This window comes from Arthrobacter sp. TJ-170 (assembly GCF_058269305.1).
Map to the genome: position 1 here is coordinate 59,294 of NZ_JBZCNL010000006.1, position 12,211 is coordinate 71,504.

Genomic DNA, 12,211 nt, shown 5'->3' on the forward strand with positions numbered 1-12,211 from the left:
GGGAGCGGAACCGGTCTCTTTCGACTGAGCGGTTAAAGCTCGCCTTGGGTCGCCGTTCCGGCCGGGTTGGCGGTCAACCGTGCCACTTCGACCGGCTTCTGCAGCAGACCTTGGAGCGATTTACCCAGGCGTGCAACAGCATCACCCGCACCGTGCGCGTCCAACAACTCCACGCTCTCCCATTTCTCGATCATCACGATGTCCCCGTTCGGGGCTTCGTGAATGGCGTAGAGCAGACACCCTGGTTCCTCGTGCACCTCAGCGATCGCCGGACGAAGCGCCTCGACCACCTGGTCGAAGGCTCCCTCGTTGGGGGTGAAAACTGCGGTAACGACGATCGACATGGGATCTCACTCTCTTAGTCGGTAGAAGCTTCTTCGCCATACTAGACAACAACCGGACCCGTGTTTGGCGAGCTCTACCAAGAGGTGCAGCTGAGTCCCGGGGTACCTGAGGAAGGCGATGTCATGAGCGAGTCTCTTTCGGCGGCGGAGTTCGAGAGCCGCCTCCGGGATCTCGCCACCGAGGAGCAACGAACCAAATACCAGCGCTTCTTCCCCGGCGACAATTCGCTGATCGGGGTGCGGATGGGTGACGTTTTCGCGCTCGCTAAGCAGAATCTCACGATGAGGACTGCCGAAATCGAGCGGCTGCTTGAGAGCGAAACCCACGAGGTACGTGTCGGCGCGTGCTCGATCATGGGCAAGGCGGCGACAGCGAAAAAGGTTCCTCCTGAGCGGCACGGTGAGTTGTACGACCTCTGTCTGCGGCGCCATGACCGGATCAACACCTGGGACCTCGTGGACCTCGTCGCATATCAGGTTGTCGGATCCTGGCTGTTGAACAGGTCGCGGACGCCCCTGGACGATCTAGCGGTATCGACGTTTTGGCCCCGGAGAAGGAGCGCGATCGTCGCGACTGCGGCGTTCCTCAAGCGCGGGGAGGTCGCAGATACGTTGCGTATCGCGGCAATTCTCACGCACGACGAAGAAGAGTTCGTTCAGAAGGGTGTTGGGTGGATGCTGCGCTATGTCGGCGACAATGATGAGCCGGCGCTGCTCGCGTTCCTTGACGAGCACGTCCCCGAGATGGCTCGCTCAGCCGTGCGGGCTGCCACTGAGAAACTAGCCAAACCCATCCGCGACCGCTACGTCGGAAGAACAGGTTAAGGAGCCCCATGGACCAGCAGCTTCATTTCATCACCCTCGCCACCCGGAATCTCGATGCTGCCCGAGCCTTCTATCAGGACGGTCTTGGCTGGGAGGCGAAGCTCGATGTGCCAGGCGAGATCCTCTTCTACCAAGTGGCGCCCGGCCTGCTCCTCGGCTTGTTCGACGCAGGCAAATTCGCCGAAGACCTGGGCGGCGGTCCCGCGCCGAACGTATCCGGCGTAACCCTCTCCCACAACGTCAACAGCCCTGACGCCGTCCGAAGCATTGTGGCCGCCATGACTGCGGCCGGTGGCGTGACCGTGAAGGCACCGCAGCATGGCCAGTTCGGCGGCATCTTCCACGCGCATGTACAGGACCCGAATGGCATCGTCTGGGAGATCGCCCACAATCCGGGCTGGCGCATCAACGACGACGGCGGCGTGGAACTCGGCTAGCCACCGCCCCTATAGTGGCCGCATGAGCAACGCCGACATCCACTTTTACTTTGACCCGGTCTGCCCCTTCGCCTGGATGACCAGCAAATGGGTACGCATGGTGACGGAGGATCGCGACTACTCCGTCGAGTGGCGCTTCATCTCATTGCGCCTGCTCAATTCGTCGGTCGACTATGACTCACATTTCCCCGAGGGCTATGAAGCCGGACATACTGCCGGCCTCCGCCTGCTCCGCGTCGCGGCCCGCACAAGGCAGGAGCACGGGCCCGACGCCGTCGGCACCCTTTATGCCCGGCGCGGCGCGCACATCTTCGACACCGGAAGGGACGATCCGTGGCAGTCCGGAGCCACCGGACACCACGGCAGCCGCGCCTTCCTGGAGCCGATTCTGGCAGAAGCCGGGCTGCCGTCGTCGTTGGTTGGCGCCCTTGAGGACGAATCGCTTGACGCCGTCATCCAGGCTGAGACCGACGAAGCGCTTTCCCACACCGGCAAGGACGTCGGCACACCGATCATCCACTTCGAGCCGCCCAACGGCGTGGCGTTCTTCGGCCCCGTCATCAGCAGGCTCCCCTCCCGCGAAGAGGCCGGTGAGCTCTGGGACCACGTGCTGGGCCTGGCACGCTTCCCTGGGTTCGCGGAACTGAAGCGCAGCCTCCGCGAGCAGCCCCAGCTGCGCAGTTTCGGGATCGCCGACGCCGAGACGGGCGTCGAGGAGGACTGGCACGGCGGGAGCCGGCGCCAGAAGATGTAGCGCCGCTCGCCAGAGTGTTAACTGGATTGATGAACACCGCACTGGCCAGGGTTGGCCGGGACGCGTTGAATATCGAACTGAAACGCGGCTGAGTCCGCTCCCATCCCACTCCCCCGCCGGCATTTCGACCGACAACGGCGGGGTAGAGCAACCTTCGCTCTACCCCGCCGTTTTCGACCGAATCTTCAGGGGCGGTCAGGAAACTAGTACGTCAAACCAAACCCAAACGGGAACAACTCGCCGTCCGTCGTCTCCTTGTAGCCGGGCATGTCGCTGTACTGCTCGCGGATGGCCTCAGCGCTTCCGGCGAGCGCAAACGGCATGCGGCCCTGAGGCGACACCTTGCCGGAGAGAATGTCCATCAGCGCGGTGTCGCTCATGCCGAACCCGGCAATGATCGCCCCGGCGTCACGCAGCCCGCTCGCCTCATCCAGAACGAACGGCTGGCGGAAGTACACGTGCAGCACAACCTTTTCGGGGTCCTCAACCTCGGCCATGACCTGCTTGATTGTGTCCAGGGACGGCGTGATCTTCCAGGACTCCGACTCGGCCATGGACGTGAAGTCCAAAATGCTCGATTCCCACGGCAGTGACCCGCCGAAGCGCAGTCCGTTGTCTGTGCACGACGGCGCCTCCTTGGCCACGCACGCATCCGCGGCTCCGTAGGGGCTCTTACCGTCAAGCCCCTCGACGCCCTCGAGTGTTACGGGGTTGATGTGCTCCGGGTTCATGCCGGAGGTCGGTGAGTTGCTGACGTAGGACGACGTGTTGGTGTTGTTCACGGTTACCGAGATCAACGCGTAATCGCTTCCTGCGGCGCTCGGCCGGTCAGCCGGGCCCGCAACGTTGCCGTTGGTGACGTTATAGCCGTAACTCTCGACCGTCTTCTGGGTGAAGTCTCCCAGAATGTATACGTCCGACCCCTCCTTCAGGGGCAGGGTGTTGCCGCCGTCGTCCGTTTCCTTGTTCTGCAGCAGCACTGCGGACTTGCGCTGGAGATCCAGCCCCACCTCGCGGTGCGCAGCACTGCCGACGACGACGCCGGCCGCCTCAGCGTCGACGTACGGGTTCTCGAACAGGCCCATGCTGAACATCGGCTCCAACAGTCGGGTTGCGGCGAGCGTTACCCGCTCTTCGGAGACCAGCCCGCCGTCGACGAGATCAGTGATGGTTTTTACGTCGTGGAAACCGGAGAGGGTGTCGGTGCCGCCGTTAATCGCGGCGGCCACCCGCTCGGGAACCGTCTTGTCCTCGAGGCCCCAGGCGCGGTCGTTGATAATGCCGGTGTCGGAGTTCACGTACCCGGCAAAGCCCAGCTTGTCGCGCAGGAGATCATTGACGATCTGGTTGGAGAAAGCCATGCCCGTCTGGTCGTAGGTGACGCCGTCGTGCGTGACGTTCACGGGCGCACCGTAGTACGGCATGATCGACGAGACACCGGCCTTGATCGCCGCTTCAAAGGGCTGCAGGTGGTAACCGAAGCCACCACCCGGGTATACCTGAGTCTTGCCGAAGGAGTAGTGCGCGTCGAGGCCGAGTTCCTGCGGCCCGCCGCCCGGGAAGTGCTTCATGGTCAGGGCCACGGAAGTGTCAGGGCTGAGGGAGCTGCCGTCGTCGTCGACCGGACCCTGCAACGTCTGCACCAGCTGGGTCATGATGTTCGAGTTGAGATCCGCGTCCTCCGTGAAGGTCTCGTGGGTCCGGTACCAGCGGGGCTCAGTGGAGAGGTCCGCCATATAGCCGTACATGCCGCGCAGGCCGATGGACTCCCATTCCTCGCCCATGACGGTTGCGAAATCGTCGACGACGGACATGTCGCCGGTGGTGGGAGCCTGCCCGGTCTTCAGCGCCTCTTCGCCGAGAGCGGCTGCGGCAATGCCGGCCTCCTTCGGGAAGGCTGTGAAGGCTCCGGCTGACTCGTTGATCCCTGCACGCGCGTTGGGGTCGATGTGGTTGCGGGCGTTGGACTTGTAGAGCATCGGGATGCCCAGGCGGGTTGCTTCACCCAGTTCCTGGATGGTGTTCATGTAGTTCGCGGCTTCCTGCGGGGTCAGGGACGTGCTTGCCTGGAAGCCGCCGCCGGGTTCGCCGCAGACAGCCTTGTCCTCGCTGGTCACCGTATTGCGGAAGATGAAGCGGTGCATCTGCTGGTTGTTGATGTAATCAGTTGCCGCAGGGTCCAGCGTGCCGCGGGTCTGCGTAGCGACGTCGCACGCAGCATTGAGCGTGTCGATAAGCATGAGGCCGGCCTTCTCCTCCAGCGTCATGAGGGACACGAGATTCGCGGTCCGCTCCTCCGCGGACAGCCGCCAATCCTCATAGGGGTCAAGGGTGCCGTTGGCGTTGAGGTCCTTGAAGGTGCGGCCCTTGACCTTGATGGTGTCCTTCACGCGCGAACCCAGCGCCGGCGGCTTGCCGTGGTTGCCTTCGTCCTTGTTCACCGCCGCTGGGGTCCTTTCTGGAGACTTGGCCTGAAGCGGCATCGCTCCGGCAGTCACCCCCAGCGTAAGGGTCAACGGAATGGCGACTGCCGCGGCAAGGCGCTGGCGCCGGGACAATCGTCTGAATATACGGGTCATCTCGTCTGCTCTCCATCGAGTGTGGGAATGATGATCGGCGCCCCGGACACAGCCAGGGACGGGTGCGGGGCGCCTCTTCCACTCTCACCGGGCCGCATCCGTTTGCAGGAGGGGTTGCCACAAGTTGTTTCTGTTGCCGGAAGTTGCATCCACGCGCAGCAGGAGAGGAACGCCAAAGCGCCGGAGCAGTGCGATGCACTGCTCCGGCGCTTGTAAACCGATTCCTTGCACGGTTACCGGGTGATGAGATCCAACTGGGTTGGCAACCAAAGGCTGAGCTCCGGGATAAATACTACGAGGAACAGGCCGACGATCAACGCCATGAGGAATGGCAGAAGCTTCGAAATCACCGGTTCGATGCGGAGGCCCGCAACCCTGGCACCGACGAACAGGACGTTACCGACAGGGGGCGTGATCGTCCCCACGCACAGGTTGTAGACGATCATGGTGCCGAAGTGGACCGGATGGATTCCGAACTCCATGACGATCGGAAGGAAGATCGGCGTGAATATGAGAATGGCCGGCGTCGGGTCCATGAACGTGCCGACAATGAGCAGAATGATCATCATCAGGATCAGGATTACGGTCGGGCTGTCCGTCAACCCCAGCAAGCTGTCCGAGATCAGGTCAGGGATACGGGCGAAAGACATCAGCCAGGACATCGCTGTTGAAACGCCTACCAGCAGCATCACGATGGCCGTTGTCTTGGTCGCATTCAGCAGGATTCCCGGCAGGTCCTTGACCTTGATCGCCCGATAGAGAAAACCGAGCACCAGGCTGTAGACGACGGCGATGGCCGCCGACTCTGTCGGCGTGAAAACACCTGCAAGGATGCCGCCGATCACGATGACGATCATCAGCATGGCCGGGATTGCCCTGACAAGCGTTTGCAGTGCGACGGCGAGGGTCACCCGGTCGCTGGTTTTCATGCCCTTGTGACGCTTGGAGTACACGTAGACGACGAGCATGCAGGCAAGGATCCAGACAAGACCGGGTCCATAGCCGGCCACGAACAACGCGGCGATCGAGGTGCTGCTGACCAGCGAATAGACGATGAACGTGTTGCTCGGCGGCACCAGCATCCCGGAAGGTGCCGACGCCACGTTGACTGCCGCGGAGAAGCTGCGGTCGTAACCCTCTTCCCGCTGCCGTGGGCCCATCACGGTTCCGACAGCGGCGGCAGCAGCAACTGCTGCGCCACTCACTGAGCCGAAGAGTGCGTTGGCGACCACGTTGGTTTGCGCCAGGGAGCCGGGCGCCCGTCCCACCAGCACCTTGGCGGCGTCGATGAGCCGGGAGGCAATTCCACCGTTGTTCATCAGCACCCCGGCGAGGATGAAGAACGGTATGGCAAGAAGGGTGAACGAATTGATTCCGGCGAACATCTGCTGCGACGTCGTCAACACAGCGCGGTCCACGCCGAGAACGGCGATGATCGCGACCACCGACGACAAGCCGATGGCGACCGCGATGGGAACTGCGAGCGCGATCAGCACCACGATTCCGACGAGGAGAATGAGCCCCGCGAGTAAAGCTGTTTCCACGGTTGCTCCTAGATGACGTCGGGTTCGGTGTCTTCGATGGCTTCTTCGTCACCTCTGAGGATCGCCATCATGTGGTACACGGCGTAGAAGATGATGAGGATGCCCGTGATGGGCATCACCAGGTAGAGCGGACCAACTGTTACCGGGAGCCCGGAGAGCGCCTGGCTCCAGGATTGCTCGGAGACGCGGTAGCCGCCCCAGACCAATATCAGTCCTGCGAAGGCGATGATCGCGGCTTGCACGAAGAGTGCCGTTCCCTTTTCCACGCGGGCGGGGAACTTGCGAACCAGGAAATCGACCGCAATGTGACCACGTTCCGCGAAGACCAGGGCCGCCCCGAACAGGCCCAGCCACACAAAGAGGTACTGGGCCAGTTCGGAGGTCCACGCACTGGGGCTATTGAGGACCTGGCGGGAAAATACCTGCCAGACCACGGTCACCACCAGCACCGCGAAAAGGATCACGCAGGCAGCCGCAAGAAACTTGTCGGATGCTTTCTTGATCGATCGCATGATTGGCGCGAACTACTCTGCCGAAGCGCGAGCGGCGTCGTAGATCGTCTGCTCGACCTCGGTGTCGACGTATTCCTCGATCAGCGGTTCCAGCGCGGAGCTGAAGGCTTCCTCATCGACGTCGTTGAACTCGGTACCGCTGGCTTCCAGCTCGGCGTGGGCATTCTCAGTCTCCTCGAGCCAGAGGGTGGTGTGCTCTTCAACCGCTGCGTCCCACTGCTCCTCGAACGCGGCGCGGTCCTCTTCGGTCATGGCCTCGTAGACGTCGGTGTTGATGACAACGTAGTCAAGGCCCACAAGGTGGTTGGTGTTGGAGAAGTACTTGGCAACCTCATTGTGCTTCTGGGTGAGGTAGGAGATCTCATTATTCTCAGCACCGTCGATGACGCCTGACTGCAGCGCAGTGTAGACCTCACCGAACGCCATCGGCGTGGGAGCACCACCCATGAGCTCGATCATCTTCATCTGCACGTCGGATTCCTGCACGCGGATCTTCATGCCCGCCAGGTCCTCCGGTGTGTTGATCGGGCCCTGGGTGTTGTAGATGCTGCGCGTACCCTGGGTCAGCCCACCCAGTACGGTGAGGTTCTGGTCCTCCAGCGAGGCGTAGAGCTCCCCGACAACCGATTCGTCGCCGATGACCTCCATTTGGTGCTCGACGCTGTCAAAGACGCCGGGCAGGTTGAAGACCTGGAAATCCGGGTTCAGGTTCTCCAGCTGGGTGCCGGACACAACTGCCATGTCCACGGTGCCGTCGCTCACGAGCTGAATCGCTTCCTGCTGCGCGCCAAGGGTCTCGTTGGCGTAGACATCGACGCTGACCCGTCCATCGGTGCCCTCCTCGACGTTCGTACCCAGATTGTCGAGCGCGATGTATGAGGGGTGGGTTTCGGTTTGATTCAATGCGAGCCGCAGGGTCTGTGAATCGGCGCCGGCAGATCCTGCGCCACCGCCGCAGGCTGACAGCGCGAGCATCATTGCCGTTGCTGATCCCAGTACTGTGAAGTTCCTCTTGGTGTTCATCGTCTACCTTTTCCTGCCGCCATCGCGGACGTTGTTGGAGGCGCGCTGCGGCGGCGGGTCAGAAGTTCAATTCTCCCGGATACCGACGCAGTGGACCGTCGTGCAGATGCACCTCATCGCGAGGATCCTCAAACGCTGCCTCGTTGGGGCGTTTGGGTACACGCTTTGAAGTGGAGCTTCCTCAATAGAGCCAAGAAATTGCTTCAGGGTTCAAACAGTTGCCAAAAGTTGCCTTCGCCGGGTCTATGGTGGTGGCGGAGGTTCTGATGCCCGATTCGCGAGGTTTGCCCTCGATCTACGACGTCGCCCGCGTTGCCGGTGTATCGGCGTCGACCGTCTCCCGCGCCTTCGCCCGACCCGGCCGGGTGAGCCACCACACGGCACAGAAAATCTTCGCCGCAGCAGTCGAAGTGGGCTATCGCTCCACCCATGTTGCCGGCATTCAGCACCCCGGTGGACAACGGACGTCGATGATCGCACTGGTCATCGCGGACATCCGGAATCCCGTGTACGCCGAGATGGTGCGCGGTGCGGAAGCCGCCGCGGCGGAAGCCGGCTACACCATGCTCCTCGCGCACACCCAGGAGTCCGAACGTAAGGAACGCCAAGCGCTTGAGCGGGCATTGACGTCGGTAGACGGAATTGTCCTTTCCAGCTCCCGCATGTCGGATTCGGCCATACGCATGATGGCCAAGCAGAAGCCGCTGATCGTCATGAACCGCGCCGTGAAGGATGTGGCGAGCGTTGTGACCGACAATCCCCGCGGCATCCGCCGGGCAGCCGAGCACCTCGGTGAGTTGGGGCACCGCACCATCACCTATCTGGCCGGGCCGGAGGCGTCCTGGGCTGACGGCATGCGGTGGCGTTCCCTGCGCGAGGCGGCCATGGAGCTCGAACTCTCTGTCCGCCGGACGGGACCTTATCTGCCTACTATTCGGGGCGGCGAAGAGGTTGCCGCGGAGTGGCTGCGACACCGAACCCCTGGGGTCATCGCGTACAACGACCAGATGGCCATTGGTTTCATCCGCGCCCTTCAGCAGCGTGGTCTCAACGTGCCGGGAGATGTCAGTGTAGTTGGACATGACAACAGCTACGGGGCCGCCCTCATCACGCCGTCCCTCACCACGATTGAGGCCCCGCTGTACTCGCTGGGTGCAACTGCCGTGAACAACCTCCTGGCCTTCGCAGGGGGTGCCCGTTCGCGATCCAACCAGCCGGTAGTTCTGCCGACGCGCCTGATCGTCCGCGACTCGACGGCGCCTGCAGCCGACTGAGCGTCGTTGCCAACAAATGGCAACTCGTTGACCACGCTCGTTCTCCTTGGCAACGATTGGGCGCATGCCTTCTTCTATCTCTTCTCTCGCGGCCGAGCCGGATCGGCTTCTGCCGGCTGAACCCGGTGTGCGGGCAATCGCACGGGACCTGCTGGCCCTCGTGGAGTCACTCCCGATCATTTCGCCGCACGGCCACGTAGACGCCGCCGTACTGGCGCAGGACACGGCTTTCCCGGATCCGGCGACACTGCTGGTCACACCCGATCATTACGTGGTGCGCCTCATCCATGCCAGCGGAGTTCCACTCGACCGGCTCAACCAGGGACCGATCGCCAACTCGGATCCCCGTAGCGTGTGGCGCGAGTTCTGCAAGGCATGGCCGTTGTTCGACGGCACTGCATCCGGCTACTGGATCCGCTCAGAGTTCGAGCATGTCTTCAAACTCGACGAGGAGATCTCGGAGGAGACAGCGGACAGCACCTTCGATGCACTCCAGTCCCGCTTGAGTGAGCCCGCGTTCCGCCCGCGCCAGCTCTTCCACGACTTCAATATCGAGGTACTGGCCACCACGGATGACCCGCTGGACGATCTGCAGCACCACGCCGCCATCGCAGCCGATGACACATTCCGCGGCAATGTGGTTCCCACATTCCGGCCCGACGCGTACATCAACATCGCGCACCCCAACTGGGTGGAAAATGTAGACCGGCTGATCGGAGCTGCCGGTGACGGTGCAGCAGGTTACGCCGGATACATCCGCGCATTGGAAAACCGCAGACACTACTTCGTGGACCACGGCGCGGTGTCCGCAGACCACGGAGTGCGCACGCCCCTAACCCTCAAGCTGGACCGGTCCGATGCCGAGAAGCTCTTTACCCGGGCACGGTGCGGGGAATGGACCACCGAGGACCGCGATGTCTTCGAGGCCCACATGATGTACGAAATGGCGCGCATGTCCGTCCAGGACGGTTTAGTCATGACGATCCACCCGGGGTCCTACCGCAACCATCACCTGCCCAGCTTCGAGAAGTTCGGCGGCGACACCGGCCATGACATCCCGTTCCCGGTCAGCTACACCGAGGCCATCCGCCCGCTGCTGCAGGATTTCGGCACAGCACCGGACTTCCACCTGGTCCTGTTCACGCTCGATGAGACCGTCTTCTCACGCGAGTTGGCACCGCTGGCCGGGTTCTACCCGTCGGTGTACATCGGTGCGCCCTGGTGGTTCCTCGATGCCCCCGACGCCATGCTCCGCTTCCGCTCAGCGATCACGGAAACCGCAGGGTTCTCACGCTCCTCCGGCTTCATCGACGACACCCGGGCGTTCTGCTCCATCCCCGCCCGCCACGATGCATCGCGCCGAATCGAAGCCTCGTTCCTGGCCCGACTCGTGGCCGAGCACCGCATCACGCCGGACCGCGCGCAGGAACTGATCGTCGACGTCGTTGACCGCGCGCCGCGACGGGTCTTCAAGCTGTGAGCGTCCGAAACAAGGCTAAGGCGTTGAACCGCACCAACGCCGAAGTTGGCCCGACGCCGCCGGTGCGAATTGTGCACATCGGTCTCGGTGCCTTTCACCGTTCACACCAGGCGTGGTACACGGAGCAGGCCGACGCGGAACGCCAGTGGGGCATCGCAGCTTTCACCGGCCGGAGCCCGGAAGCAGCAGCGACACTCGCTGCCCAGGACGGCCTCTACACCCTGGTGGAACGCGGCGACGACGGTGATGGGTTCAGTGTCATGGGCAGCATCAGTGCCGCGTACGACGGCGCGGACCTCCACCGGCTCACGGCGGTACTGTCGGCACCCGAGACGGCGCTCATGACGATCACCATCACCGAACCCGCTTACCACCTCGGTGCCGATGGGCTCCTCAACACTTCCGCCCCAGCTGTCGCAGCCGATGCAGCCGTCCTCAAGGACATATGGGCGCGGGCTGGAGGCCTCGACGTACAGGGGGGCTATCCGCAGCTCGTCACAATGGGCGCACGAGTCCTGCCAGGACTCGATGCGCGGCGCCGCGCGAACGCCGGTCCTCTCGCCGTCGTCCCCTGCGACAACCTGACATCCAACGGACAGGCCGCGTCCGAGGCGATTGAAGGCCTCGCCGCGATCGTCTCGACGGAGCTGGCCGACTGGATCCGGAAGAACGTGTCGTTCGTGGACACCTCGGTGGACCGCATTACCCCGCGCACCACTGAGGCCGACATCACCGCAGTGCGAGAGGCCACCGGGTTCGACGACGCCGCACCCGTTATCACCGAGCCGTTCTCGAGCTGGGTGCTCAGCGGTGAATTCCCCGCGGGGCGCCCGGCCTGGGAGAACGCCGGAGCCGTCTTCGTCGACGACATTGCACCCTTTGAACAACGCAAGCTGTGGCTGCTCAACGGTGCGCACTCGCTGCTTGCCTACGCAGGCCAGCTACGTGGCCTGCGAACGGTGGCGGAAGCGGTGGCGGACCCATCCTGCTCGGCAGAGCTCGAGACCTTCTGGAATGAAGCCGCAGCCCATCTGAACCAACCCGGGCTCGACATTCCTGCCTACCGCGAAGCTCTCCTGAGCCGCTTCCGCAACACACGAATCGAGCACCTGCTCGAGCAGATCGGCGCTGACGGTTCCACCAAACTCCGCATGCGGGCGGTGCCGGTCCTCACCGCCGAACGGTCCGCCGGCCGGACCGGCATCGGCGCGGCCCACATGATTGCCGCCTGGGCAGATTTCCTGGTCCGGCAGCGCGACGACGGCGCCAAGCCGGCCGACGCTGAAGCCGACCGCCTTGAAAGGCTTCTGAAGCGCTCCGGCAGGGACCTCACCGAGGCGCTTGTCACCACACTGAATGCCGACGTCGGAGCCGATGCCGCCGTCGTCGATCTCGTCCACAGTCTCCGGGGCAGCTGGTAACAGCTCCTCCTCTTCGCG

11 protein-coding genes are annotated in these 12,211 nt (G+C 63.1%); 6 read left to right on the forward strand and 5 right to left on the reverse strand.

What is annotated here, in order from left to right; translation table 11 throughout:
* Positions 1-32 precede the first annotated feature (32 nt).
* Complete coding sequence (locus AC4D1W_RS12130; RefSeq protein WP_490898897.1) at positions 33-344, reverse strand: putative quinol monooxygenase; 312 nt, start codon at positions 342-344, stop codon at positions 33-35.
* 123 nt (positions 345-467) lie between these two features.
* Here AC4D1W_RS12130 and AC4D1W_RS12135 point away from each other — a divergent pair, with 123 nt between their 5' ends.
* Genes AC4D1W_RS12135 through AC4D1W_RS12145 form a run of 3 tightly spaced genes read left to right on the forward strand, consistent with a single transcriptional unit; the run spans position 468 to position 2,360 of the window.
* Positions 468-1,169, forward strand: coding sequence for a DNA alkylation repair protein (locus tag AC4D1W_RS12135; RefSeq protein WP_490898898.1), 702 nt, complete (start codon positions 468-470; stop codon positions 1,167-1,169).
* An 8-nt stretch (positions 1,170-1,177) separates the two neighbouring features.
* Entirely contained in the window at positions 1,178-1,606 is a 429-nt protein-coding gene (locus AC4D1W_RS12140) for a VOC family protein (protein ID WP_490898899.1), read from the forward strand.
* Positions 1,607-1,628: 22 nt separating this feature from the next.
* Positions 1,629-2,360: a mycothiol-dependent nitroreductase Rv2466c family protein gene (locus AC4D1W_RS12145; protein ID WP_490898900.1), complete on the forward strand. Its 732-nt coding sequence runs from the start codon at positions 1,629-1,631 to the stop codon at positions 2,358-2,360.
* A gap of 203 nt (positions 2,361-2,563) precedes the next feature.
* Here the strand turns inward: AC4D1W_RS12145 and AC4D1W_RS12150 are convergent, their stop codons facing one another.
* The 4 genes from AC4D1W_RS12150 to AC4D1W_RS12165 all read right to left on the reverse strand — a co-directional run bounded on the left by AC4D1W_RS12150 (position 2,564) and on the right by AC4D1W_RS12165 (position 8,018).
* Positions 2,564-4,939, reverse strand: coding sequence for a glycoside hydrolase family 3 protein (locus AC4D1W_RS12150; RefSeq protein WP_490898901.1), 2,376 nt, complete (start codon positions 4,937-4,939; stop codon positions 2,564-2,566).
* Positions 4,940-5,172: 233 nt separating this feature from the next.
* Positions 5,173-6,483, reverse strand: a complete 1,311-nt coding sequence (locus AC4D1W_RS12155) for a TRAP transporter large permease (RefSeq protein ID WP_490898903.1) — start codon at positions 6,481-6,483, stop codon at positions 5,173-5,175.
* A gap of 8 nt (positions 6,484-6,491) precedes the next feature.
* On the reverse strand, positions 6,492-6,995 hold the full coding sequence (locus AC4D1W_RS12160; protein ID WP_490898904.1) for a TRAP transporter small permease: 504 nt from the start codon (positions 6,993-6,995) through the stop codon (positions 6,492-6,494).
* A gap of 12 nt (positions 6,996-7,007) precedes the next feature.
* Positions 7,008-8,018 carry a TRAP transporter substrate-binding protein gene (locus AC4D1W_RS12165; RefSeq protein WP_490898905.1) on the reverse strand — a complete coding sequence of 337 codons (1,011 nt, stop codon included), beginning with the start codon at positions 8,016-8,018 and terminating at the stop codon, positions 7,008-7,010.
* 266 nt (positions 8,019-8,284) lie between these two features.
* Between AC4D1W_RS12165 and AC4D1W_RS12170 the strand changes: the two genes are divergently transcribed.
* The 3 genes from AC4D1W_RS12170 (at position 8,285) to AC4D1W_RS12180 (ending at position 12,193) form a co-directional block, all read left to right on the forward strand.
* The gene (locus tag AC4D1W_RS12170) at positions 8,285-9,292 is read left to right on the forward strand and encodes a LacI family DNA-binding transcriptional regulator (protein ID WP_490898906.1); all 1,008 of its coding nucleotides are present in this window, start codon (positions 8,285-8,287) and stop codon (positions 9,290-9,292) included.
* A 64-nt stretch (positions 9,293-9,356) separates the two neighbouring features.
* Entirely contained in the window at positions 9,357-10,772 is a 1,416-nt protein-coding gene (gene uxaC, locus AC4D1W_RS12175; protein ID WP_490898907.1) for a glucuronate isomerase, read from the forward strand.
* A 23-nt stretch (positions 10,773-10,795) separates the two neighbouring features.
* Positions 10,796-12,193 carry a mannitol dehydrogenase family protein gene (locus AC4D1W_RS12180; protein WP_490898908.1) on the forward strand — a complete coding sequence of 466 codons (1,398 nt, stop codon included), beginning with the start codon at positions 10,796-10,798 and terminating at the stop codon, positions 12,191-12,193.
* Positions 12,194-12,211: the final 18 nt, after the last annotated feature.